The sequence below is a fragment of the Curtobacterium sp. PhB136 genome (assembly GCF_004346855.1).
GTDB lineage: Bacteria > Actinomycetota > Actinomycetes > Actinomycetales > Microbacteriaceae > Curtobacterium.
The window spans coordinates 1,134,489-1,158,845 of the sequence record NZ_SMGH01000004.1 but is presented as its reverse complement, the minus strand read 5'-3'; the positions used below and the strand labels follow the sequence as shown (position 1 = coordinate 1,158,845).

24 protein-coding genes are annotated in these 24,357 nt (G+C 71.0%); 9 read left to right on the top strand and 15 right to left on the bottom strand.

What is annotated here, in order from left to right; translation table 11 throughout:
• Positions 1 to 137 precede the first annotated feature (137 nt).
• From purU to EDF27_RS05585, 5 genes are all read left to right on the top strand, one after another.
• Complete coding sequence (purU, locus tag EDF27_RS05605; RefSeq protein WP_132047671.1) at positions 138 to 1,016, top strand: formyltetrahydrofolate deformylase; 879 nt, start codon at positions 138 to 140, stop codon at positions 1,014 to 1,016.
• Between the two features lie 8 nt (positions 1,017 to 1,024).
• A complete protein-coding gene (locus tag EDF27_RS05600) occupies positions 1,025 to 1,432 on the top strand; it encodes a YrdB family protein (protein WP_123656344.1) in 408 nt (135 codons plus the stop codon).
• Positions 1,429 to 2,595, top strand: a complete 1,167-nt coding sequence (gene nagA / locus EDF27_RS05595; RefSeq protein ID WP_132047669.1) for an N-acetylglucosamine-6-phosphate deacetylase — start codon at positions 1,429 to 1,431, stop codon at positions 2,593 to 2,595. The genes EDF27_RS05600 and nagA overlap by 4 nt, the downstream gene beginning before the upstream one ends.
• 67 nt (positions 2,596 to 2,662) lie before the next feature.
• Positions 2,663 to 3,493 (top strand): class II glutamine amidotransferase, encoded by an 831-nt coding sequence (locus EDF27_RS05590; RefSeq protein ID WP_123700823.1) that lies wholly within the window; start codon positions 2,663 to 2,665, stop codon positions 3,491 to 3,493.
• A 26-nt stretch (positions 3,494 to 3,519) separates the two neighbouring features.
• Positions 3,520 to 4,029: a GyrI-like domain-containing protein gene (locus EDF27_RS05585; protein WP_132047667.1), complete on the top strand. Its 510-nt coding sequence runs from the start codon at positions 3,520 to 3,522 to the stop codon at positions 4,027 to 4,029.
• A gap of 69 nt (positions 4,030 to 4,098) precedes the next feature.
• Here EDF27_RS05585 and EDF27_RS05580 read toward each other — a convergent pair whose 3' ends face one another.
• Together EDF27_RS05580 and EDF27_RS05575 are read right to left on the bottom strand one after the other, a co-directional pair.
• On the bottom strand, positions 4,099 to 5,118 hold the full coding sequence (locus tag EDF27_RS05580) for a TerC family protein (RefSeq protein WP_132047665.1): 1,020 nt from the start codon (positions 5,116 to 5,118) through the stop codon (positions 4,099 to 4,101).
• 54 nt (positions 5,119 to 5,172) lie between these two features.
• Positions 5,173 to 6,069 carry an SDR family NAD(P)-dependent oxidoreductase gene (locus EDF27_RS05575; RefSeq protein WP_165931367.1) on the bottom strand — a complete coding sequence of 299 codons (897 nt, stop codon included), beginning with the start codon at positions 6,067 to 6,069 and terminating at the stop codon, positions 5,173 to 5,175.
• A 64-nt stretch (positions 6,070 to 6,133) separates the two neighbouring features.
• Between EDF27_RS05575 and EDF27_RS05570 the strand changes: the two genes are divergently transcribed.
• Together EDF27_RS05570 and EDF27_RS05565 are read left to right on the top strand one after the other, a co-directional pair.
• Complete coding sequence (locus tag EDF27_RS05570; protein ID WP_132047661.1) at positions 6,134 to 6,709, top strand: TetR/AcrR family transcriptional regulator; 576 nt, start codon at positions 6,134 to 6,136, stop codon at positions 6,707 to 6,709.
• Between the two features lie 4 nt (positions 6,710 to 6,713).
• Complete coding sequence (locus EDF27_RS05565; protein ID WP_123700827.1) at positions 6,714 to 7,895, top strand: aminotransferase class I/II-fold pyridoxal phosphate-dependent enzyme; 1,182 nt, start codon at positions 6,714 to 6,716, stop codon at positions 7,893 to 7,895.
• 9 nt (positions 7,896 to 7,904) lie between these two features.
• Here the strand turns inward: EDF27_RS05565 and nagB are convergent, their stop codons facing one another.
• Complete coding sequence (nagB, locus tag EDF27_RS05560) at positions 7,905 to 8,690, bottom strand: glucosamine-6-phosphate deaminase (protein ID WP_123656352.1); 786 nt, start codon at positions 8,688 to 8,690, stop codon at positions 7,905 to 7,907.
• A gap of 10 nt (positions 8,691 to 8,700) precedes the next feature.
• On the bottom strand, positions 8,701 to 9,342 hold the full coding sequence (locus tag EDF27_RS05555) for a hypothetical protein (RefSeq protein ID WP_123700828.1): 642 nt from the start codon (positions 9,340 to 9,342) through the stop codon (positions 8,701 to 8,703).
• A 36-nt stretch (positions 9,343 to 9,378) separates the two neighbouring features.
• Between EDF27_RS05555 and EDF27_RS05550 the strand changes: the two genes are divergently transcribed.
• Complete coding sequence (locus tag EDF27_RS05550; RefSeq protein ID WP_132047659.1) at positions 9,379 to 9,858, top strand: NUDIX domain-containing protein; 480 nt, start codon at positions 9,379 to 9,381, stop codon at positions 9,856 to 9,858.
• 94 nt (positions 9,859 to 9,952) lie between these two features.
• Here EDF27_RS05550 and EDF27_RS05545 read toward each other — a convergent pair whose 3' ends face one another.
• From EDF27_RS05545 to EDF27_RS05530, 4 genes are read right to left on the bottom strand one after another with little or no spacing between them, the layout of a single operon-like run.
• Positions 9,953 to 10,978, bottom strand: a complete 1,026-nt coding sequence (locus tag EDF27_RS05545) for an ABC transporter ATP-binding protein (protein WP_123700829.1) — start codon at positions 10,976 to 10,978, stop codon at positions 9,953 to 9,955.
• Positions 10,975 to 11,844 carry an ABC transporter permease subunit gene (locus tag EDF27_RS05540; protein WP_132047657.1) on the bottom strand — a complete coding sequence of 290 codons (870 nt, stop codon included), beginning with the start codon at positions 11,842 to 11,844 and terminating at the stop codon, positions 10,975 to 10,977. The genes EDF27_RS05545 and EDF27_RS05540 overlap by 4 nt, the downstream gene beginning before the upstream one ends.
• Positions 11,841 to 12,830, bottom strand: coding sequence for an ABC transporter permease subunit (locus EDF27_RS05535; RefSeq protein ID WP_132047655.1), 990 nt, complete (start codon positions 12,828 to 12,830; stop codon positions 11,841 to 11,843). Before EDF27_RS05535 ends, EDF27_RS05540 begins: the two co-directional genes overlap by 4 nt.
• A 5-nt stretch (positions 12,831 to 12,835) precedes the next feature.
• Positions 12,836 to 13,981, bottom strand: coding sequence for an ABC transporter substrate-binding protein (locus EDF27_RS05530; RefSeq protein WP_132047653.1), 1,146 nt, complete (start codon positions 13,979 to 13,981; stop codon positions 12,836 to 12,838).
• Positions 13,982 to 14,209: 228 nt separating this feature from the next.
• On the opposite strand from EDF27_RS05530, the gene EDF27_RS05525 reads away from it, so the two are divergent.
• Positions 14,210 to 14,644, top strand: a complete 435-nt coding sequence (locus EDF27_RS05525; RefSeq protein WP_123656358.1) for a YdeI/OmpD-associated family protein — start codon at positions 14,210 to 14,212, stop codon at positions 14,642 to 14,644.
• A gap of 192 nt (positions 14,645 to 14,836) precedes the next feature.
• On the opposite strand, the gene EDF27_RS05520 is transcribed toward EDF27_RS05525, so the two are convergent.
• From EDF27_RS05520 to EDF27_RS05490, 7 genes are all read right to left on the bottom strand, one after another.
• Entirely contained in the window at positions 14,837 to 15,703 is an 867-nt protein-coding gene (locus tag EDF27_RS05520; protein WP_243698207.1) for an NAD(P)H-hydrate dehydratase, read from the bottom strand.
• The gene (locus tag EDF27_RS05515) at positions 15,693 to 16,442 is read right to left on the bottom strand and encodes a histidine phosphatase family protein (RefSeq protein ID WP_132047651.1); all 750 of its coding nucleotides are present in this window, start codon (positions 16,440 to 16,442) and stop codon (positions 15,693 to 15,695) included. Before EDF27_RS05515 ends, EDF27_RS05520 begins: the two co-directional genes overlap by 11 nt.
• Before the next feature lie 45 nt (positions 16,443 to 16,487).
• Positions 16,488 to 17,453: a hypothetical protein gene (locus EDF27_RS05510; RefSeq protein ID WP_165931366.1), complete on the bottom strand. Its 966-nt coding sequence runs from the start codon at positions 17,451 to 17,453 to the stop codon at positions 16,488 to 16,490.
• Between the two features lie 370 nt (positions 17,454 to 17,823).
• Positions 17,824 to 20,961, bottom strand: a complete 3,138-nt coding sequence (locus tag EDF27_RS05505) for a glycoside hydrolase family 38 C-terminal domain-containing protein (protein WP_132047647.1) — start codon at positions 20,959 to 20,961, stop codon at positions 17,824 to 17,826.
• A gap of 30 nt (positions 20,962 to 20,991) precedes the next feature.
• On the bottom strand, positions 20,992 to 21,822 hold the full coding sequence (locus tag EDF27_RS05500) for a carbohydrate ABC transporter permease (RefSeq protein ID WP_243698230.1): 831 nt from the start codon (positions 21,820 to 21,822) through the stop codon (positions 20,992 to 20,994).
• A 68-nt stretch (positions 21,823 to 21,890) separates the two neighbouring features.
• Positions 21,891 to 22,841, bottom strand: a complete 951-nt coding sequence (locus EDF27_RS05495; RefSeq protein WP_123656364.1) for a sugar ABC transporter permease — start codon at positions 22,839 to 22,841, stop codon at positions 21,891 to 21,893.
• 106 nt (positions 22,842 to 22,947) lie between these two features.
• Positions 22,948 to 24,306 carry an extracellular solute-binding protein gene (locus EDF27_RS05490; protein ID WP_132047645.1) on the bottom strand — a complete coding sequence of 453 codons (1,359 nt, stop codon included), beginning with the start codon at positions 24,304 to 24,306 and terminating at the stop codon, positions 22,948 to 22,950.
• Positions 24,307 to 24,357 lie beyond the last annotated feature (51 nt).

The window sequence follows — 24,357 nt, the reverse complement described above, 5'->3', positions numbered from 1 at the left end:
CCCCGCACCGCGGGGTTCGCAGGCACACGCCCGAGCACACGCCCGCGGACGCACGCACCCCCGCGGCCCGCGACCACCCCGCGACCGCAGCCGCGTGACGGGGCCGAACCGGGCCTCCCGGCCGGTAGCCTGAAGCCGTGACCGACCCGACCGACGCGACTGCGACGCCGCCCACGCACTGGACCCTGACCCTGGTCTGCGACGACCAGCCCGGGATCGTGCACGCCGTCTCCGGAGCCGTCGTCCAGGCCCAGGGCAACATCACCGAGTCGCAACAGTTCTCGAGCCACGACACGGACACGTTCTTCATGCGCCTGCAGGTCATGGCGCCGGTGGACCGCGCGACGTTCGAAGCGGCCCTCGCACCCGTGGTCGAGCGCTACGGCATGCGCGTCCAGCTCGACGTCGTCGGTCGGCCGCTCCGCACGCTGGTGCTCGTGTCGAAGGCGGGACACTGCCTCAACGACCTGCTGTACCGGCAGCGCAGCGGGCAGCTCCCGATCGACGTGCCACTGGTGCTCTCGAACCACACCGAGCTGTCCGAGCTGGCGTCGTTCTACTCCGTCCCGTTCGAGCACCGTCCCGTGACGGACGCCGACAGCAAGGCGGCGATGGAGCGGCGCATCCTCGACGCGGTGGAGGAGCACGACATCGAGCTCGTCGTCCTCGCCCGCTACATGCAGATCCTCTCCCCCGAGCTCTGCGCCGCGCTGCAGGGCCGGGCGGTCAACATCCACCACTCGTTCCTGCCGGGCTTCAAGGGCGCGAACCCCTACCGTCAGGCGCACGCCCGCGGCGTGAAGCTCATCGGTGCGACGGCGCACTTCGTCACGAGCGACCTCGACGAGGGCCCGATCATCGAGCAGAACGTCGTCCGCGTCGACCACACCAAGGACCCGTCCGAGCTGGTCTCCATCGGGCAGGACGAGGAGTCCCGCACCCTCACCCAGGCGGTGCGCTGGATCGCGGAGGACCGGGTCCTCCTCGACGGCGCACGCACGATCATCTTCAAGTAGGCAGCACCATGAGCAACGCCCCGCGATCCCCGATGGACTGGGGAGACACCCCCGACCCGAGTGCGATCGGCAAGCCGCGGCGAGAGTTCGACGGCTGGAAGGTCCTCCGGGTCGTCGTCGCGGTGTTCGGTCTGCTGTCCCTGGCGTTCTGGGGCTACCTCGCGTGGCCGTTCCCGATGCCGGGCATCCTGTTCATGGTCGGCGCCCCGGCGTTCGCCGCGCTCGTCTGGTACCTCTTCCGGTCCGGCAAGTCACCGATCGAGACCGACGTCGTCGGCAAGACCATCGTCGAGGTCGCCCTGATCGTCGCTGCCGGTGGCGCGTGGATCTCGATCGGGCACCCCGTGGTCGGCCTGGTCTTCATCCTGGTCGCGGCGCTCTCCGGCGTGGTCGCGTTCCGACGCGAGTCCCGATGAGCGCACGGCTCGGTGACACCGGACGGGAGGTCCGGCGCACGCTGGTCCGCGCCGCCCACCTCGTCGACGCGGCCGGTTCCACCGCCGACGGCTGGGTCCTGCTCGCCGGCGACACGATCGCCGCGGTCGGCTCCGGTCCCGACGTCCCGACGGCGGACGAGGTGCTCGACCTCGGCGACGCGACGCTGACCCCCGGGTTCGTGGACCTGCACGGGCACGGCGGCGCGACCGAGTCCCACGAGGACGACTCCTTCGCCGGGTCCCTCGCGATGCACCGGGCGCACGGCACGACCCGCTCGGTCCTGTCGCTCGTCGCGAACCCCGTGCCCACGCTGGCCGCGTCCCTCGAGCGGATCCGCGGCGTGATGGCCACCGACCCGCTCGTGCTCGGCGTGCACCTCGAGGGGCCGTTCCTGTCCCCGGACAACAAGGGTGCCCACAACGAGCACTACCTCGTCGCACCCACTCCCGCGTCGGTCGATGCCCTGCTCGAAGCCGGCGACGGCGTTCTCCGCCAGGTCACCATCGCGCCCGAGCTGCCCGGCGCACTCGACGCGGTCCGCCGGTTCGTGGACGCCGGGGTCCGGGTCGCCGTCGGCCACACCGTCGGCACGTTCGACCAGGCACGCGCGGCCTTCGACGCCGGCGCCACGATCCTCACCCACGCGTTCAACGCGATGCCCGGCCTCCACCACCGCGCACCCGGGCCGATCGGTGCGGCCGTGGCCGACGACCGCGTGACGCTCGAACTCATCCTCGACGGCGTCCACGTGCACCCCGTCGTCGCGGACACGCTGTTCCGCGCAGCCCCTGGCCGGGTCGCGCTGATCACCGACGCGATGGGGGCGGCCGGTGCTGCCGACGGCTCGTACCGGCTGGGGTCGCTCGACGTGACCGTGACCGACGGGGTCGCGCACGTCGCCGGGACGGACACGATCGCGGGGTCGACACTCACGCAGGACGTCGCACTGCGGAACGCGGTCGAGCGAGCCGGGCGGACGCTCCCGGAGGCCGTGGCGGCGCTGACGAGCGTTCCCGCCGCCGCGCTGGGGCTCGGGGACCGGCTCGGGCGTCTCGCCCCGGGGTTCGCGGCCGACCTCGTCGCGCTGTCGCCGTCGCTCCGGGTGCAGCGGGTCTGGGCCGGCGGTCACGCGGTTTCCTGAGGTCGACACACGGCATCGACGATGGTGCTTGACTGGCGCCACGGGCGATGGTGCCGAGGAGGCCCTCATGTGTCGGTGGCTGGGGTACGTCGGAGATCCGATCGAGCCGCGTGAGCTGCTCTACGACACGGAACGGTCGCTCATCGAGCAGAGCCGCTTCCACTCGCCCGAGACACCCGCGCCGAACGGCGACGGGACCGGCCTCGGCTGGTACGGACGCCGGGAGCAGCCGACCCTGTTCCGGAGCGCGGCGCCGGCCTGGGGTGACGAGAACCTCCGGGAACTCGCGTCCGAGGTCGCCAGCGGGCTGTTCCTCGCACACGTCCGGGCCGCGACGGGGACACCGGTGCAGGAGACGAACAGCCACCCCTTCCGGTACGGCCGCTGGTTGTTCGTCCACAACGGGTTCATCAAGGAATTCGCCGTGCTCCGACGGGAGCTGCTCATGGCCGTCAGGGCGGACCTGTTCCCGTGCATCCTCGGTTCCACGGACTCCGAGCTGATGTTCTTCCTCGCGCTGACGTTCGGGCTCGAGGAGGACCCGATCGGCGGGCTCGAGCGGATGGCCGGGTTCGTCGAGTCGGTCGCCGCCGACGCCGGGATCGACGGTGCGCTCCAGATGACGATCGGACTCACCGACGGCCGGACCCTGACGGCCGTCCGGTACGCGAGTGCCGGGCCGGCGAACACGCTGTTCGTCAGTTCCGACGTGGGATCGGTCCGGCAGCTGTACCCGGAGGTCGAACGACTGTCCCATCTCCCGGAGAACGCGCGCGTCGTGGTCTCGGAGCCGCTGGTCGCCCTCCCCGGGCTCTGGCGAGAAGTCCCCGCCGGCTCCGCGGTCACGATCGGCGAGCACACCGACGAGCGCCCGTTCGTTCCGACCCCACCGCGATGACCAGGCCACCGGACGAGGAGCCCATCATGTCGACCACGCCGACGTTCGAGCAGCGCGCCGCGACCAGCTGCGCGGCGATCAGTGCCGAGGTGACGATGGCGTCGATCGCCGACGAGCTCCCACCGCTCATCGGGCGTGTGGCGGGCTTCCTGGCGGAGCACGGACGAGCACCCTCGGGCCCGCCGTTCTGGCGGTACCGCGTCATCGACATGTCCGGAGTCCTCACCGTCGAGGTCGGGTTCCCCGTGGCGGAGACGCTCGACGTACCGACGGGGACGCCGGGCGACGTGGTGCCCGGTGTCCTCCCGGCGGGGACCTACGCGACCACGGTCCACGTCGGACACCCCGACGGGTTGCTCGACGCGACGAGCGCCCTGCTGGCGTGGGCGGACGGTGCCGGCGTGGTGTGGGACCGGACCCTCGGCTCCGACGGTGAGCACTGGGCGTGCCGCCTCGAGGAGTACCTCTCGGACCCCGTCGAGGAGCCGGACCTCACGAAGTGGCGCACTCGCCTGGCGTTCAAGACCGCCGACTGACCGCCGTGGCCGTTCCGCCATCCGTCCTGCGGGACAGCCGAGCGAGGATCGCGCCGTGCGGCGGGTGTCTCAGTCAGCGCTGCGGGCGGGCTGCTCGGCGGCCGTGTCGCCGTGCGCCGCCGCGTCGTCACGGCGCAGGCGCACGACGCTCGCGAGCGTCGACACCGCCATCGCCACGACGATCACCACGAGGGAGACCCAGGTCGGGATCTCCGGCGCCCAGGCGATGTGGTCCCCGCCGTTGAGGAACGGCAGCTCGTTGCCGTGGAGTGCGTGCAGCACGAGCTTCACGCCGATGAAGGCGAGGATGAACGCGATCCCGTACTTGAGGTAGACGAGCCGCTCAAGGAGTCCGCCGAGCAGGAAGTAGAGCTGCCGCAGGCCCATCAGGGCGAACACGTTCGCGGTGAACACGATGAACGCACTCTCCGTGATGCCGAAGATCGCGGGGATGGAGTCGAGCGCGAAGAGCAGGTCCGTCGTGCCGATCGCGATCAGGACGATGAGCAGCGGCGTGAAGTGCTTCACGCCGTCGTGCGTGGTGCGCAGCTTCATGCCGTCGAACGTGTCGGTGAGACGCACCCTTCGGCGCAGCACCCGCACGATGAGGCTGTCCTTCTGGTCGTCGTCGTGGTCGTTGCGGAGCTGCTGGATCGCGGTCCAGACGAGCCAAGCGCCGAAGATGTAGAAGATCCAGGAGAAGTCCTCGATGAGCTGGGCGCCGACGAGGATGAAGACGCCGCGGAGCACGAGGGCGATGATGATGCCCAGCATCAGCACTTCTTGCTGGATCTTCTTCGGGACGGCGAACCGCGCCATGATGATCACGAACACGAAGAGGTTGTCGATGCTGAGGCTGTACTCCGTCAGCCACCCGGCGAGGAACTGACCGGCCGGCTCACCGCCGGCGAACGCCAGCATCGCGAGCGCGAAGACGAGCGCGAGGCCGACGTAGACGCCGACCCAGATCGCGGATTCGCGGAGCGTCGGCACGTGCGGACGACGCGCGACGATGATGAGGTCGGCCAGCAGGATCGCGACGAGGGCGATGATCGAGCCGACTTCGAACACGACGGGGAGCTCGGGCATGCCTCCAGTCTGAGGCACCGCTCAGGCCCTGGCGACCACCGGACCGCTTGCCGGTTAGACCCCGGGGTGCACCCGGATCTCGGAGACGAAGGCACGGACCCGGGCGCGGAACGCCGGGTCCGCCGCCGCGCCGGCGACCGGGACGGGGTGCAGGCGACGGTCGCCGCGCCGGAGCGCCGGACCGACGAACACGCCCTCCGGCACGTCGTCGACTGTCGCGGCCCAGAGGGTCGACCGGGCGCCGTCCTCGGCGGTCCGGGCAGCGAGCCGCGCGATCCGACCGGCGACCCGCGCCAGGGCCGTCTCGGCCTGCCCGTTCATCCCCGTCGCGGCGATCCCCGGGTGCGCGATGACCGAGCGGATCGGCGACCCGGATGCACGCAGTCGGACCCCGAGGTCCACCGCGAGGGCGGCCGCCGCGGTCTTCGAGTCGGTGTACGTGGCGAACTGCCGGTAGCCCGCCGCACGGTTGACGGCGTCGAGGTCGGGCACGCGCGACGTCCGCTGCGACAGGTTCGACCCGACGAGGACCACACGGGGTGCTGGCCCGCCGAGCACCGGCAGCATCGCGTCGGCGAGCACGGCGGGGCCGACCACGTTCGTCGCCCACGTGCGCTCGACGCCGTCGACGCCGAGCGCGAAGCGGGCGGCGGAGACGCCGGCGTTGTTCACGAGCGCGTCGACGACGACGCCGTCGTCAGCGAGGCCCTGGGCGAAGGCCGTGACGGAGGCGACGGACGCGGTGTCGACGAGCCGGGCCTCCAGGCCGTCGCCCACGGGGAGGACGCGAGCCGCCTTGTCGAGGTCACGGACCCCGGCGACGACGCGGGCGCCGGCTGCGGCGAGCCGTGTCGCGACGACGAGTCCCAGACCGCCGGTCGCGCCGGTGACCACGACGGTCTTGCCGTGCTGGTCGGGCATCTGGTCGAGTTCCCACGGGAAGGGTTGCATGACGACTCCAGGCTCAAACGGATGATTCATCCGGAACGCTAGCACAACCGGATAGACTCTCCGCATGACCGACCTCGCCCGACCGGACTCGCTGCGCTCGGACGCGCTCCGGAACCGTTCCGCGCTGCTCGGCGTCGCGCGCGAGCACCTCGACCGGGGCGAGCCCGCCCAGCTCAACACGGTCGCGCGCGAGGCCGGCGTCGGGGTCGGCACCGCCTACCGGCACTTCCCGACCCAGCAGCACCTGCTCGAAGCGCTCGCGATCGACGCGTTCGAGGCGATGCTCGACCGTGTCCGGGTCGCCGTCGCCCTCCCCGATCCCGACGCGGCGTTCCGCGGTGTCGTGACGGAGGCGTTCCGTGGCCTCGTGGACGACCGGGCGCTCGGCGACCTCCTCACCGGCGGCGGGTTCTCCTGCTCGGACACGATGGAGCTCGCCGGGGACCTCGTGGACACCGTCGGTGCCCTGCTCGATCGTGCCGCGGACGCCGGGGTGGTACGAGCGGACGTCACGCCGGACGACCTCCGACGGCTGGTCTGCGGGATGCGCTCCGCCGCGACGGCCGGTGGTGTCCCCGTGACCGATCCTGAGCGGTACGTCGAGATCTTGCTCGGAGGGCTCCGACCACTGCGAGGATGAGGCCATGAGCGTCATGGTCTCCCTCTTCGATGCACACCGCAGCCGCACCAGCGAGAAGTACACGGCGTACCCGCCGGAGGTGCTGCCGATGTTCGTCGCGGAGATGGACAGCATGCTCGCCGAACCGGTGCGCGACGCCCTCGTCACCGCCGTCACCGCGGGCGACACCGGGTACGTCGGGCACGGTCGAGCGCTGCCGGAGGCCTTCGCGGACTTCGCCCTCGACCGATGGGGCTGGCAGGTGGACCCCGACCTCGTCCGCACCACCACGGACGTGTCGGTCGCGGCGGTCGAGACGCTCCGCCGGGTGATCGAACCCGGCGACCAGGTCGTCATCATGCCCCCCGTCTACCCACCGTTCTGGGAGTACGTGACCGAGGCCGGCGGCTCCGTGACCGAGGTGCCGCTCATCGCCCCGTCCGGCGAAGCAGACCCGTTCGACACGACGGCCGGGTGGCGGATGGACCTCGAGGGCATCGCCCGGGCCTTCGCCGACGGGGCACGGACCGTCCTGCTCTGCAACCCGCACAACCCACTCGGACTCGTGCACGACCGCGCGGCGCTCTCCGCGCTCGCCCGCCTCGCCGCGGAGTGGGACGCCGTGGTGATCGCGGACGAGATCCACGCACCGCTCGTGCACTCCGACGCGGCCTTCACGCCCTTCCTCGACTCCTGCGCCGAGGCCGCAGCGGTCGGGGTCGCCCTGACGAGCGCGAGCAAGGCGTGGAACCTCGCCGGCACCAAGTGCGCGCTGATGATCGGCGCGTCCGACCGCGCTCGCGGATGGTTCGACGGGATGCCCCGCGAGGTCGTCGAGCGCACCGGGATCCTCGGGTACACCGCGAGCGTGGCAGCGTTCAGCGAGGGCGGCCCCTGGCTGGCGACACTGCTCGCCGAGCTCGCGGCGAACCGGCGGATCCTCGCGGAGGAGCTCGGCGACGCCCTGCCCGGCGCGGTGTTCCGGCAGCCGCAGGCCTCGTACCTGGCGTGGGTGGACCTGCGCGCGCTGCCGTGGGGCGACGACCCCGCGGCGATGCTCGTCGACGAGGCGCTGGTCGCACTGGGCAGCGGGCCGGACTTCGGCCGTCAGGGGCGTGGCTTCGCGCGACTCAACTTCGGGTGCTCGGCGGAGACGCTCCGTGAGGGGCTGTCCCGGTTGCACGGTGCGTACACCGCGCGCGCCTGAGGTGCGGGGCTACTCGAAGCGCTGCCAGGACGGCTTGTTGGCGTAGGTGTACCGGTAGTAGTCGGCGAGCTCGAGCCCAGCCGCCGCTTCCTCGTCCACGACGACGGTCGCGTGCTGGTGCAGCTGCAACGCGCTCCCGGGGACGAAGGAGGACAACGGTCCCTCGACCGCAGCCGCCACCGCATCCGCCTTCGCCGAGCCCTGCGCCACGAGGACGAGCTGCTCGGCTTCGAGGATGGTGCCGAGCCCCTGCGTCATGCAGTGCGTCGGGACCTGCTCCGGGGTGTCGAAGAAGCGGGCGTTCGCCTCACGCGTCGACGGCGCGAGGGTCTTGATCCGTGTCCGGGACGCGAACGAGGACGTCGGCTCGTTGAACCCGATGTGCCCGTTCGCCCCGATCCCCAGGATCTGCACGTCGATGCCACCGGCGGCACGGATCGCCGCGTCGTACTCCTTCGCCGCGAACTCGATGTCCTGCGCGCGGCCGTCGGGGACCCGGACCCGCGACGCGTCGAACCCGAGCGGCCCGATGACGTCACGTGCGATGACGGATGCGTAGGACTCGGGGTGCTCCAGCGGGATGCCGACGTACTCGTCGAGGGCGAACCCGCGCGCCTGGGCGAAGGAGATCTCCCCCGCCTCGACACGACGCCGCAGATCCGCGTAGATGCCCTGCGGACTCGACCCCGTCGCGAGGCCGATCACCGCGGACGGCTTCACGGCGACCACGGACGCGATCTTCGCAGCGGCGACCCGACCGACCTCGGCGGGCGTGGGCAGGATGATGATCTCCACGGATCACAGCCTACTGGTCATGACCAGTCTCCGACAGGGCGACGAGCTCCGGCGTCGACCCGAGCGCCCGGAGCGCGCCGCGGAGCGACCACGCGGACACCGCGACGATGAGCACGGCGAGCACCACGACGACGATGCCGGCCGAGCCGGCGAACGCCTCGAGCGCCCCGAGCAGCACCCCCACGCTGACGCCGAGGACGTGCACGAGGACCGTGGCCGGCAGCGCCTTCTGCTGCACGCGGGCGAACCGCACGAGCGCACGACGGTCGGTCGGGTCCACGCTCGACGAGTGCCCGGCGGCGATCGCCTGCTGCACGCGCCCGAGTCGCTCCGGATCGACGTCGGAGGCCGCGATGCGACGTCGGTCCGCCATCGTCCAGAGCACGAGTTCGACCGCGACGACGAGGTACGCCAGGAGCGCGGCGGTCCCGACGAGCACCACGACCGAGAGCACCGGCGTGGTGCCGCCGCGCACCAGTCCGACGACGACGGCGACGACGAGCCCGAGCGCGACGACCCCGAGCGACACGAAGAGGACCCGACGCCGCACGGGCGTCACGGCGCGCACCACCCCGGCGAGCGCGAGTCGCCACCCTGCGGCCCAGACACCGTGGTCCGCCCGCACCTCCAGCGCCCTGTCGCCGCGTGCCATGCCCCGAGCGTACCGACCCGTCGGTAGCGTGGCCGCATGCCCACTCCCGACTTCGTCCTGGCCCTCCGCGAGCGGATCGGGACGGCGCCGCTCTGGCTGACCGGTGTCACCGCCGTCGTCACCCGCGGTGAGGGCGATGCGCGGGAGCTGCTCGTCGTCCGGCGTGCGGACAACGGTGCGCTGACGCCGGTGACCGGGATCGTGGACCCCGGTGAGGAACCAGCGGTCGCCGCAGAGCGCGAGGTGCTCGAGGAAGCCGGCGTGGTCGCCGTCGCGGAGCGCCTGGTCTGGGTGCAGACCCTGCCCGAGACGACGTACGCGAACGGCGACCGGGCTCAGTACCTCGACCTGGTCTTCGCGTGCCGGTGGGAGTCCGGCGATCCCCACCCCGCCGACGGCGAGAACACCGAGGCGTTCTGGGCGCCGCTCACGGCACTGCCGCCGATGTCGGAGAACATGCGGGAGCGCGTTCGGGTCGCGCTCGCAGGCGCACCGGAGGCGCGGTTCCAGCGCTGAGGGTCCCGTGGACGGTACCGACCACCGGTCTGGAGGCTCGGTGCGGGTCCGCCACCGGCCTCCCGCCCGGCGCACGGTCCGGACCAGGGCCCCGCTAGAGCTCCGCGACCGCGACCGGGGCGCCGAGCAGGCGGACGGCGACGGCGTCGCCGGTGACGCGGCGGTCACCGACGTCGTGCTGCACCGTGACGATCGTGTCGTCGTCGAGGCGGACCGTGGTCCGCCGGATCGATCCGAGGAAGCTCGACGAGACGACGGTGCCGGTGACCCCGTCGTCGGCGAAGGCGACGTCCTCGGGTCGGACGTAGGCGAGCACCGGACCGTCCGACGCCGCACGGTCGAGCGCGGGGACGCGGAACCCGTACACGAACACGTCCCCGCCACGCAGGTCCCCGCGGAGCCGGTTCGACTGCCCGACGAAGTCCGCCGTGAACGCGGAGGACGGCGATCGGTAGAGCTCCTCGGGCGTCCCGATCTGCTCGACGTTCCCCGCGTTCATCACGGCGATCCGGTCGGAGACGGCGAGCGCTTCCTCCTGGTCGTGGGTGACGAACACCGTGGTGATGCCGAGGTCCGACTGGATGCGGCGGATCTCCTCGCGGAGGGACACCCGCACCTTCGCGTCGAGCGCGGAGAGCGGCTCGTCGAGCAGCAGGACGCGCGGGCGGGTCACGAGCGCCCGGGCGAGGGCGACGCGCTGCTGCTGGCCACCGGAGAGCTGGTGTGGGAACCGGTCGGCGAAGTCGGCGAGGTGCACCAGGTCGAGCGCGTCGACGACACGGGTCTTCCGTTCGGCTGCCGGCACGCGGCGCATCTCGAGGCCGAACGCGACGTTCTGCCGCACCGTCATGTGCGGGAAGAGCGAGTACTGCTGGAACACCATCCCCATGTCCCGCTTGTTCGCGGGGACGCTCGCGACGTCGACCCCGTCGATGCGGATGGCGCCGGTGTCGACGGCCTCGAGCCCGGCGAGCGCCCGGAGCGCGGTCGTCTTGCCGCAGCCGGACGGGCCGAGGAGCGAGAGGAACTCGCCGGGTTCGATGCGGAGCGAGAGGCCGGTCAGGGCGCGGTGGGTTCCGTAGCGCTTCTCGACGGCCTCGAGTTCGACGGTGGTGGTCATGCGGACTCCTTGGGGTGCCGGCGGGTACCGATCCGGCCGATGGCGACGAGCAGCAGGAAGCCGAACGCCAGTGCGCCGAGCGAGAAGACCGCCGCGACGTAGGGGTCGGTCTGCTGCACGAGCACGAGTGCCGTCTGGAACGTCGTGCGGGAGAGGAACGAGGCGAGGGTGTACTCGCCGAGGACGACCGTGATGGTGAGGAAGCAGGCGGCGGTGATCCCACGGCGGAGGTTCGGGAGCAGCACCCGCCAGGTGAGCGTCCACCACGACGCTCCGAGCGACCGCGCGGCCTCGGAGAGCGTGGTCATGTCGGTCGCGGTGATGGCCGCGGCGATCGGCCGGAAGGCGAAGGGGAGCGCCACGATCCCGACGGCGAACGCGAGGGTCCAGGCACCGGAGCCGAGGAGCCGCGACACCACCTGGTAGACGGGGACGAAGCCGACGACGAGCACCACGGCGGGGACGGTGATCGGCACGATGCAGACGAACTCCAGGAGTCGTCGGAGCCTCGGGTACCGCAGCGCCGTGATGACCTGCGCGGGGAGCAGCACCAGCAGGACGATCCCCACGGTGATCAGGGCGATCACGAGCGAGGCGCCGAGACCGTCGAAGACCGGCTGGTACGTCGCCCGGTTGACGGGATCGGCGATCGCCGCGTAGTGCGCCGTGGTGAGCGTCCCCGACGTCCCCTGGCGGAACGTGAACTGCAGGAGCGCGGCGATCGGGACCGCGAACACCACGCCGACCACGACGAGGACGACGGCGGCCGTGCCCCGGGACGGGGCGGCGCCGAAGCGTGCTGCGGTGGGCCGGGCCGGACGTGGGCCGACCTGCGGGTGGCGGGTCAAGCCTCCCGTCCCGCTCATCGCTGCCACCTGGCGGCGCGACGCTGCAGCAGTGAGTACGCACCCATCACGACCGCCATCACGACGACCATGCCGAGGGCGAGCACCCCGGCGACGTTCTGCAGTCCGATGATCGTCTCGCTGGTCAGCTGCGCGCGGATCGTCAGCGGGACGATGCCGCCCTGCGAGATGAGGGCGGCGGCGGTCGCGAAGGACGAGAACCCGTTCGCGAACAACAGGAGCAGCGAGCCCCAGAACGCCGGCGCGAGCACGGGGAGCGCGACCCGGCGCCAGTACGTCGCACGACTCGCGCCGAGGGTCGCGGCGGCCTCACCCCACTGGGTCTTCACGCCCTCGAACGCGGGCATGAACGTCAGCACCATGAGGGGCACCTGGAAGTAGACGTACGGGATCACGAGGCCGGGGACCGTGTAGAGGAACGCCCCTCCGGCGTTGATGTCCCAGTGGAAGGTCGCGGCGAGCCAGGCGGTGACGAGCCCCTGCGCGCCGATCGTGGCGATGAAGGCGAAGGCGAGCATCACGCCGCCGAACTGCGCGAGGACGCTGGCGGCGGAGTCGATCATCGAGCGGACGAACCCATCGGGTCGCAGCGCGGAGAGCGCCCAGCACACGAGCGCTCCGACGACCGCGCCGATCACTGCCGACCCGGCGGAGAGCCCGAACGACGCTCCGAACGCGCGGAGGACGCTCGGGTCCGCGAAGGCCGCGAGGTTCGCGAGCGTCGGGTGTCCGGCCGCGTCGAAGAAGCCACTCCCGACCGCGATCGCGGCGGGGACCGCGAGGAACAGGAGCACGTACGCGGCGAACGGGGTGAGCCCGAGCCACGCGACGCCGCCGCGGCGCCGGACACGGGGTCCGGCTCCGCGGCGGGTGGTGGCATCGGTCTGCCCGGCCACGCGCTCCGCGGACTGCTCGCTGGTGACGAGCGTCGCGCCGGGGAGCGTCGCGCCGGCGGTGGGAGCGCCGGGAGCCGATGCGGTGGTCATGCCGGTCAGGAACCCATCGTGGCGGACCACTTGGCGGCGAGCACCTTCGCGGCGGCCGTCACCTGGTCGTCCGAGAGCTCGACGTAGTCCTTCGGTGCACCGCCGGCGGCGTCGAGCGCGTCCTGGTCGACCTTGCCGGACTTCTCCAGCGCAGCCAGCGTCGAGGGGAAGGCGCCGGCCTGCAGGTACAGGTTCTGCGCGTCGGCGCCGGCGATGTACTCCTGCCACAGGCGAGCCGCGGCGGGGTGCGGTGCGTCGGCGTTGACGGCCTGCGAGTAGTACGAGCCGAGGGCCTGCCCCTCGGGGACGACCGTCTTCCAGTTCGCGTTCCCGCTGGCGCCGGCCGCCGGGCCCCAAGCGAGGTTGTTGTACGACCACTGGATGACCACCGGGGTCTCACCCGAGGCCACCGTGGCCTGCGTGGGCAGGACGTTCTGGAAGTTGCCGGCCTGCTTGAGCTTGCCGAAGTAGTCGACGCCCTTGGTGATGTCGTCCGCCGAGCCGCCGTTCTCGAGCGCCGCGAGGTACACCGCGGACGCGGCCTGGTTCGCCTGCGTCGGGTCGCCCGCGATCGAGACCTTGCCCTTGTACTCCGAGCCGAGGAGGTCGTTCAGGTCCTTCGGCGCCTTCGTGATCTTCGACGAGTCGTACCCGATCGACATCAGGCCGGTGTAGTCACGCGTCCACGCGCCGTCCGCGTCCTTGAGGTTCGTCGCGATGTCTGCCCAGTTCGCCACCTTGTAGTCCGTCAGCAGGTCGAGGTTCTGCTGCAGCACCGCGTTGCCGAGGTCGAGCACGTCGGGGGCGGTCGACTGGCCCTTCTGCGACTTCACGGCCGCGACCTCGTCCGCGCTCGACCCGTTCGGGTTCGCGGAGTTGACCTTGATGCCGTACTCCTTGGTGAAGCCGTCGATGATCTTGCCGTAGTTGGCCCACGACGGCGGCAGCGCGATGACGTTGAGCTGTCCCTCGGCCTTCGCGGCCTTCACGAGGGCGTCCATGCCGCCGGCGCTCTCGGCGCTCGTCGCGGTCTTCCAGTCGGTGTCGCTGCCGGAGCCGGCGGACGCGGAGCTGGCCGTGGAGCATCCGGCGAGGGTGACGACGGCTGCGGCGGCAAGGGCGAGGCCGGCCAGGGTGCGCTTGTACTGCACGGGGAGGTGCCTTTCGGGTGGCGTTCGGTGTGTGCGGTTCGTGGTGGTGTGCGGTTCGCGGTGGTGTGCGGTTCGCGGTGGTGTGCGGTTCGCGGTGGTGTGCGGTTCGTGGTGCGGTTCCCGTTCTCGGCGACCGGGCACGGGACGATCGTGGCGGCGGGCGGTATCCGGCTCGTGCTGCGCCGGTGAACGCTGGCGGAACGTCGGGTGCGGTTGTACGTTCGGCTCGTGGAGTTCACGACGACGGTGCTGCAGGCGCGCAAGACCGCGACGGGTCTGCCCGTCCCCGCCGAGGTCATCGACGCGCTCGGCTCCGGCAAGCGCCCGCCCGTCGTGGTGACGCTGAACGGCGGGCACACCTACCGGTCGACGGTCGGGGTCATGAACGAGCAGTTCCTCATCCCGCTGTCCGCCGAGCAGCGCGCCGCGTCCGGGATCGGTGCCGGGGACATCGTCGAGGTCAGGCTCGAGCTCGACACGATGCCGCGGACCGTGGACCTGCCGGAGGACCTGGCGGCAGCGCTGACCGAGGCGGGCGTCCGTGCGGCGTTCGACACGCTCTCGAACTCCCGGCAGCGGGCGCTGGTCGACCCGGTGCTGCAGGCGAAGGCCCCGGAGACCCGGCTCCGTCGCGTCGAGAAGGCCGTGGCGTCCCTGCGCTGAGTGCGCGTGGTGGGTCCTGTGCCGCGTGGTGGGTCCGGTGCCGCGTGGTGGGTCGTGTGGTGCCGCGCGCCGCGTGGTGGGTCGTTTCGCGCGTGGGAAGTGGAATCGCGCGTAGGCAGTCGAGAGTTCCGACCCCCTACGCGCGAAAGCACTTCCCATCGCGCGCGTGATGGGAAGGAAGGCGCTGGCGGGTCAGGCGCCGAACTCGACCAGGACCCTCGGGATCTCCGCGAGGAGCTCGCTCGCCAGGTACCCCATCGGCCCGACCTGCACCGCGAGCCGGTCCCCCGCGGCGGCGTGCACCTGGGTTGCCCAGACCGCTGCCTGTGCGACGTCGGCCCCGCGCGCGAGCAGCCCGGTGATCGCACCCGAGAGCACGTCGCCGCTCCCGCTGGTCCCGAGGCCGCCTGCTCCGGTGCCCTTCGCCCACGCCCGCCCGTCCGGCGCGGCGACGACCCCGCCGAGCGACACGACGGCACCGTAGCGCTCGGCGATCTCCGCGGCGTCGGTCAGATCGTCCGAGCACTCGTGCCCGAGGAGCCGTTCGGCCTCCCCGGAGTTCGGCGTCATCACGAGCCGACCGCGGAGGGGCGCGAGTTCATCGCCCAGGTCGGCAGCGACCCCGAGCGCGAACGCGTCGAGGACCACCAGCGTCTCGTCGCCCACCGCGTCCGCGAGTCCGGCGACGAGGTCCCGGCTGCCCTCCGGCTCGTCGAGCCCGGGCCCGACGAGCACGGCGTCCGCGCTGCCGAGGTCGTCGATCACGGACCGGATCGCGCCGACCGCGACGTGTCCGTCGGCGTCGTCGTCGAGCGGCTGGACGCCGGACTCCGGCAGCGCGACCGCAACGTGCAGGGCGACGCTCCGTGCGACCGCGAGCGTCAACCGTCCCCCGCCGACACGGAGCGCCGCGGTCGCGGAGAGCATCGCCGCTCCAGGGGTCTTGGCCGCGCCGCCGACGACGAGCACCTGGCCGCGGCCGTACTTGCTGCCGCCGACCTCGGGGAGCGCCCACTCGCGCAGCAGGTTCGGCGTGATCATGGTGGGCTCAGCCGGCACGGACGTCGTCCTTCCGTCCGGAGTGCTCGGTGACCGCGGCCTCGGCGTCGTCCTCGAGGTGCTCGACAGCGGAGAACTCGTCGAGCGTCCACGGAGCGCCGACGGCGTCGCGACTGAGTCGCGTGAGCGAGGCGTTGGCGACGGTGTGCTTGCCCGCGAAGTCCATCAGCGCCGGCTCGTCGAGGTCGAGGCACACCGCGACCGCCAGCATCACGACGGCGTCGTGCGCCGCGATCACCAACCGCTGGGGGCCGTCGAGCCGGTCGACGTCAGCGAGCAGCGACCGCAGGCGGAACATCACGTCGACCCAGGACTCACCGCCCGCCGGCCGGTGGTAGTACTTGCCGAGCCACTGCCGCCGGCGTTCCTCGTCCGGGTGGCGGTTCTTGACGCCGCTGAGGGTCAGCAGGTCGAGCACGCCGAGCTCTCGGTCGCGCAGCCTTTCGTCGACACGCTTCGGTGGTTCCGCGAACCCGCCGGCCTCGAGCGCGATGCTGATCGTCTGCTGCGCCCGGAGGTAGGGGGACACCCACAGGGCGACGGGCACGTCGTCGACCCCGCGGTCCGCGAGCTCCTGCCCGAGCGCGCGTGACTGCGCTTCCCCGAGCGGGCTCAACGGGACGTCGGCATCGCGGTGATCGACCTCGATCACGTCGGCACCGGCTTCGTGGGCCCGGGCGGCGGCGACGTTCGCGGTGGACTCCCCGTGGCGGACGAGCCAGATCTCGGTGACTGCCATGCCGCCACGCTATGCCGCGGCCGCTGTGCCCGTTCGTCGGCTCCGTCACGCGACGGCGAGCCGGGCGCTCGGACCCGGGCGGACCGCGCACGGGAGGCCCGCAGCGCGAAGTCGGTGTGCGAGTGGGGCGGGAGCCAGCAGATCGCGCCACTCCACCCGGACCACCCTTCGGACGCTCGGCACGGTGAGCAGGGCTTCCTGTCGGCGCTTCTCGTCGACGAACGCGTCCGTGGGAGACCGGCCGCCGAGGTAGCGCGGCTGCGAGTACTTCGCGCGACCGTCCATCTCGACGACCACCCCCTGCTCCGGGAACCAGAAGTCCACGAAGAGCCGCCGGCCGTCGACGACGAACTCCTGCTGCAGAACGGCTTCCGGCAGGCCGAGTTCCCGGAACACGACGCGTGCGAACGACTCGGCAGCGGACCCCGACCGGGCATCAGCCAACTCGAGGACGAGTTCAGCGACCCGCCGCCCTCGAGTTCCCGGCGATGACCGGAGCCCTGCTTCGAGTGCCGCGATCGGCGTCCCGAGCCGGAGGGCCGAATCAGCCAGCACCACTCCGGCCCGGACGTTCCCGGTGAGCGCGACGTCGATCACCGTTCGCGGGATGCTCGTCGCAGCGAGTGAGCCGTCCCGGGCGACGTCTTCGGCGCTCAATGGTCTGGTGTGCAGGACCAGGCCGTTGCTCGAGCTGCGGTACCGCGACTTCGGCACGGTCACGTGGACCTGCACCGGCCACCCGTACAGCGACGACAGCCCGTGCAGCGCCGCCGCGGACGCATGGGACGCGACCGCCGGTTCGCCCAGGCGCGCGAGTCTCGCCCACACGCGGGTGACGTACCGCGTGCGTGGTCCGGCCGCATCCCAGTCGACAGCGCGGACGAAGGCGTTCGGTCCGACCCGGACGAGTCGGTCGGGACCGGGGTGTGTGGTCCGGCGACGCATGGCGGAGCCGGTGCGACCGGCTTCTCGAGCGGGCGTCGCTCTGTGGATCGGGAGTGGCGTTTCCATGTCTCCGAGCGTGCCGACCCGACCACGCGGACGGCGACCGAACAGCATGTCTGGGGACGAGCCTCCAGCCCGGCGCCCTGTGGAGGACTACCCGTTCGTTTCCAGCCCGCCTGTGTTGGAAAGACGAATCGCGCGTAGGCGGTCAGAACTTCCGACCACCTACGCGCGATTCGACCCCCTACGCGCGAAACGACCCACCGAGCCCAGGCCAGCCACCCTGCCTGCCCAGCCCTGCCCAGCCCAGCCCACCTCGCGCGATCGCTGCGGCGCCGCACCCACTGCAGGCGACACCGCACCGCGGCACGCGGAGCTGCCACCCCGCGCAACACGACGCCGGACGAGCGCACCCGTGCCCGCCCGGCGTCGCGGTCTATGCCCGCCGCACCCGCAGCGTGACGATCTCGAACGGCCGGAGCGTCAGGACGACGGGTTCCCCCGCGTCCCACGACGCGCCGAGCGGCCGCTCGAGCAGGTCCACCTGCGCGACCGACGCCACGTCGAACCCGAAGTCGACGCCGACGTCGCTCGCGCGACCGCCGAGTCCCTCGTAGAGGCGCACGACGACGTCACCCGAGCGGTCCTCGGCGAGCTTCACGGCCTCGACGAACACCTGCGGCGACGAGACGATCACCAGCGGCGCGACCTCGGTCGACCCGGCCACCGTGCGCACCGGCAGGTTCAGCCGGTACCCGGAGTCGGCCGCGTCGAGCACGGACGCACCGACGCGCAGCACCGTCCGGAACACGTGGTGCCCCTGGTCGGCGTGCGGGTCCGGGAACGTCGGCCCGCGGAGCAGCGACTCGCGGACGAGCGTCGTCGTCCCGCCGTCGGCGCGTGTCGACCGGGTGATGTCGTGGCCGTACGTGGAGTCGTTCGCGACGGCGACACCGAACCCGGGTTCGGCGACGTGCACCCAGCGGTGCGCCGAGGTCTCGAAGCGGGCGAAGTCCCACGAGGTGTTCTGGTGGGTGGGCCGGTCGATGTGGCCGAACTGGATCTCGCTCGAGGCCTGGTCGGCCTTGAGGTCGAGCGGGAACGCCAGCTTGAGCAGCTTCTGCTGTTCGTGCCAGTCCACCTCGGTCTCGACGACGAGTTCCGGCTCCCCCTCGACGGCGGAGTAGCGCGTCGTGACGGTCGAGGATCCGACCGGACGGACGACGACGAGCGCGGAACCCTCGATCGTCACCGAGGTCGCCGACAGCGGGTTCCCGTTCCGCTGGTAGGCGCGGTCGATGTCCCACGCCTCCCACTGGTTCGGGGTGTCCCGGAAGACGGTGTACTCGGCGGCAGCGGCGCCGGGCGCGATCGCGTCGCGGCCGGAGGCCTGCTCCACGAACGACACGACGTGGCCGGCTGCGTCGATGGTCGCGACCACGCTGCCGGTGTCGAACACGAAGTCGTCACCGTGACGGACGGGAGGCACGGGTTGCGCGGACGGACCGAGCGAACCACCCATGGGGGTTGCGCCGCTCGCCGTGACCGGCGAGGCGTTGAAGCGCACGACGGTCCCGACCGAGGCGCTCCCGCCGACGGCATCGGACGACGGCGCGTCGAGCACGGACGAGCCAGAGCCCGACCCCGAGCCCGACCCGGAGCCGGACCCCGAGGCGACCGACGACGACGAGACGCCGGCGAGCGCCGCAGCGCCACCGTTGGCGAGCGCGGTCGTCGCGTTGCCGATGAGCCCTTCGAGGGTGTCCGCGACGAGCCGGTAGTTCTCCTCGGCGTTCTCGTAGACCCAGGCGATCGAGGACCCGGGCAGGATGTCGTGGAACTGCTGCAGGAGGACGGTGTGCCAGGTCGCCTCGAGCTCCTCGTACGGGTAGTCGAGTCCGAGCCGCACCGCAGCGGTCGCCGCCCAGAGCTCGGCCTCGCGGAGCAGGTGCTCGGAGCGACGGTTGCCCTGCTTCGTGCGGATCTGGGACGTGTAGGTCCCGCGGTGGAACTCGAGGTACATCTCCCCGGACCAGACGCCGGGGACGGGGAGCTCCTGCTCGAGCTGTTCGAAGACCTGCGCCGGCGCCCCGAGGTCGACACGCGGGGAGCCGTCGAGGTCGTGCTGCCGGTGCGCCGCGGCGACCATCTCGCGCGTGGGCCCGCCACCGCCGTCGCCGAAGCCGTAGAGCAGCATCGAGGTGTTGGCGGTGCCACGCTCCTTGTTCTGCCGTTCCCCGCGGTGCAGGTCGGCGGGCGAGACGTCGGAGTTGTACGTGTCCGCCGGCGGCAGGTGCGTCAGGATGCGCGAGCCGTCGATGCCCTCCCAGTTGAAGGAGGTGTGCGGGATGACGTTCGTCTCGTTCCACGAAGGCTTCTGCGTGACGAACCACTTCGAGCCGGCGGCCCGGATGATCTGCGGCAGCGCCCCGGTGTAGCCGAACGAGTCGGGGAGCCATGCCTCGGGGGTGTCGATGCCGAACTCCTCGAGGAAGAACCGCTTGCCGGCGACGAACTGCCGCGCCAGGGCCTCGCCTCCGGGCAGGTTCGTGTCGGACTCCACCCACATGCCACCGACGGGGATCCAGCGTCCCTCGGCGACGCGCTCCTTGATCCGGGCGAAGATCGAGGGGTACTCGTCCCGGATCCACGCGTACTGCTGCGCGGAGGAGCACGCGAAGGTGAAGTCCGGGTCGCGGTCCATCAGGTCGAGGACGTTGGAGAACGTCCGCGCGCACTTCCGCTTCGTCTCACGCACCGGCCAGAGCCACGCGGAGTCGATGTGCGCGTGCCCGACCGCGATCGCCCGGTGCGCTGCGCCCGACGCGGGCACGGCGAGCACGGGTTCCAGCACGGAGCGGGCGGACGCGGCCGTGCCGGCGACGTCGTCCGGGTCGAGAGCGTCCGCGGCGCGCTCGAGCGCCCGCAGGATGTCCGCGCCGCGGGTACCGTCGGTCGGCAGCTCCGCCATCAGGCCGCGGAGCACCCAGACGTCCTGCTGGAGCTCCCACACGGTGTCGTCGCGCTCGACGACCTCGAGTGCCGCGAGCTTGTAGATCGGTTCGTCCCCGGCCGTCGAGCGCGACCCGAGCGGCGTCGCGCCCTGGAAGGTGTCCCCGCCGATGTCCGGGTTCGCCCCGGCCTCGACGTAGAGCTCGAACGACTCCCCGGGCCCGACGGCGAGCGGCACGCTGTTGTTCCGCGGCTCGATCGCCTTGATCGTGGTGCCGTCCGGCCGGTACGCCAGCCCCTCGGCCTGGAACCCCGGGTGCCGCTTCGTGAACCCGAGGTCGACGAGCAGCTCCGCGGTCGTGCCGTCGGCCGTGCCGAAGTCCTCCGGCACGGTCCCGGTGACCTTGAACCAGGTCGTGCCCCACGGCCGTCCACCCCAGGCGGACCCGACCGTGAAGGGCGTGAACGTCTGGGTGACGGCGACGTCGAACGGCACCGGTTCGTCCGGGACCTCCCACGCGGACACGGTGACCGGTGCGGAGCGACGGTGCACTGCCGGGTCGATTCGGTCGCGGACGAGGCGGGCGATGCGGGCCTCGACGAGCGGTTCGTCCTGGTGCATGGATTTCCTTTCGAGCGGGGTGGAGCTCGGTCAGCCCTTGATGCCACCGGCGAGGGCACTGCCCCCGCCGAGGCCACGGGACACGACCACGTAGAGCGCGATGACGGGCACGGAGTAGAGGATCGAGAAGGCGGCGAGCTGCCCGTAGGCGACGGCGCCGTACTGCCCGAAGAAGTTGAAGATGCTCACCGCGGCGGGCACCTTGTCGGGCGAGAGCAGCAGCACGAAGGGGACGAAGAAGTTCCCCCACGCCTGGATGAACACGAAGATGAACACGACGGCGATGCCCGGACGCATCAGCGGCACGACGATGCGTGTCAGCGTGGTCATCATCGAGGCACCGTCGGTCCACGCCGCTTCCTCGAGGGAGATCGGCACGGAGTCCATGAAGTTCTTCGCCATCCAGATCGCCATCGGCAGCGACGTCGCGGCGAGGAAGAAGATGCAGCCCCACACGTTGTCGATGAGGTTGAGCGACACGAACAGGCTGTAGACCGGCACCATCATCGCGGTGATCGGCAGGCAGGTCCCGAACAGGATCCCGTACAGGAACGGCTTGTTGACGCGCATCTTGTAGCGGGACAGCGGGTACGCGGCGAGCAGGGCGACGACCACGGTGATGAGCGCGCAGCCGCCGGACAGCAGCAGGCTGTTCGCGAGCGGGATGAACGCCAGCTCCGGGGTGAGCACCTTCGTGAAGTTGTCGAGCGTGAAGTGCGTCGGCACCTTCACCGACAGCGAGGCGTTCGAGTCGACCGAGGCGAGCACGAGCCACAGCAGCGGCACGGCGAAGCAGATCGCCACGATGAGCAGCACGATGTTCGACACCCAGCGCATGGTCCGCCCGCGGGGGGAGGTCATGTGCAGCGAGCCGGGCGCGGTCACGGAGCGGGTGGTCGTCGTGTCGGGTCGAGCAGCGGTGATCGCCATCAGTCCACCTCCGGCTTGAGCGCCCGGATGTAGACGATCGAGAAGAGCGCCCCCACCACGAGCAGGATGGTCGCGATCGCCGTCCCGAAGCCGAGCTGCGAGAACTTGAACGCCTCCTGGTACGCCAGGATCGGCAGGGTCGACGAGTCCGTTCCCGGACCGCCGGCCGTCATCACGTAGATGAGCGTGAACACCGACAGCGTCTGCAGCGTCGTCAGCATCAGGTTGGTGGAGATGGAGCGGCGGATCACCGGCAGCGTGATGTACACGAGTCGCTGCCATCCGGTGGCGCCGTCGACCTCCGCCGATTCGGTGATCTCCTCCGGGACCTCTTGTACGGCGGCGGAGTACACGAGCATCGAGAACGCGGTACCGCGCCAGATGTTCGCCATGATGATGCTCAGCATCGGGAGCGCGTAGAGCCAGTTCGGCCCGCTGATCCCGATGAGTCCGAGGAACGAGTTCAGCGTCCCCTTGTCGTTGAAGAAGGCGTACGCGGCGAACGCGGCGACGATCTCCGGCAGGACCCAGGCGGCGACGACGAAGGTGCCGACGAGCCCGCGGATGACCCGGTTCGCGTTCCGCATGAGGAGCGCGAGCCCGAGGCCGACGACGTTCTGTCCGACGACGGCCGAGGCGATGAGGAAGACGAGCGTCAGGACGACGGACTTCGGGAAGTCCTTGTCCTGGAACAGGTCGACGTAGTTCTTGAAGCCGATGAACTCCTGGTTCGCGGCTCCGGCTCCGGTCAGCGCCGAGTTCGTGAACGACCCGTAGAAGGACGAGATCACGGGGCCGAGCAGGAAGATGACGAGGAGGACCACCGCGGGGAGGAGCGGGACCGCTCGTCCCATGTTCCGCAGCGGACGCCGCTTGCGCGGCACGGGTGGGTCGGTGCGCTTGGGCGCACCGGGCGCCGACAGCGTCGGCGCGATCGGGGTGCTGGTCATGCGGGTGCCGCCTTCATGGGGTGCTGACGGATCTGAACAGGGGAAGGGCGGACGGGAGGCTCGGCGCAGGACGTGTGTCGAGCCTCCCGTCCGTCATGTGGTCACGTCAGCGGACGTTGACCGTCTTGTCCTTGCCGACCACCCCGATGAGGGATTGGTCGTACGTCGCAGCCGCCTGTTTCGGCGTCTGCTGTCCGGTCATCACCGATTCCATGGCGACCTGGATGGCGTTCGAGATCTGCGAGTAGTCACTCGTCGCCGGGCGGAAGTTCGTGTGTTCCACGAGCCCGGAGAAGAACTTGAACGTCGGGTTGGAGGCGTCGTACTTCGGGTCCTCGGAGACGTCCTTGCGGACCGCGATCTGCGAGTTCTCGATGTCGTACTTCATCGAGCCGTCCTTGTTCAGGAACGTCGAGATGAAGTCGAACGCGGCCTGCGGGTTCTTCGAGTTCTTGCCCACCGCGAGCGTCCAGCCACCGGACATGCTGTTGTAGCCGGGAGCCTGGCCGTTCTGCGTCGGCATCGGTGCCTGGCCCATCACCTTGGACCAGTCGGCCCACGGCGCGGTGCCGGACTTCAGCCACGTCCCGGACTGCCACGATCCGTCGAGGTCGATCGCGAGCTGCCCCTTCGGGAGCCAGGTCTGCGCGATCGTCGTGCCGACGTTGGTGTCCAGCGCCTGCTGCGGTGTCGGGCCGAGACCGCCCTGGTACACGTCCTTGACGAACTGCAGCGAGTCCTGGAACTGCTTCGAACCGGTGACCCACTTGCCGTTCTTGTAGAGCGTGTTGCCCTTGCCGTCCGCCCCGTAGAGGAGCATCTCGAAGCCCTGCATCGTCGAGGCTTCACCCTGCGGCTTGCCCGAGTAGACGTTGAACGGGATCACGTCGGGCTTCTTCGCCTTGATGGTCTTCGCCGCGGCGAGGACGTCGTCCCAGGTCTTCGGCTGCCACGGGACGGGCAGGCCGACCTCCTTGAAGATGTCCTTGTTGTACCAGAGGGCACGGGTGTCGGTGCCCATCGGGACGCCGTAGAGCTTGCCGTCGTCGCCCTGACCCGCCTGCTTGGCGTTGTCGTAGAACTGGTTCCACTCCTTCCACTTCGCCGTGTACTTGTCGAGCGGCAGGAGGTAGCCGGCCTCGGCATCCGCCTTCACCAGGAAGGTGTCTTCGTACATGACGTCGGGAGCGGTCGCGGGCGCCTTGTTCATCAGCGCGAGCTTCGTGTAGTAGTCGTTCTCCTGCGCCTGGATCGGCACGAGGGTGACCTTGACGCCCGGGTGTTCCTTCTCGTAGGTCTTCTTGACGACCTTCATCTGGGCGTCGAGCTGCTGGAAGGATCCGAACTTCTGGTACGCGATCTTGATCGTGTCACTCGAGGCGGACCCCGAGCTCGAGCAGCCTGCCAGACCGAGTGCAGCCACTGCGACGGCTGCGAGTCCGGCGATGATTCGGGTGCGTTTCATCGGTGCTCCTTTGCACGGGTGATGTCGCGGGCTTCATCGCTCGCGGCGCGC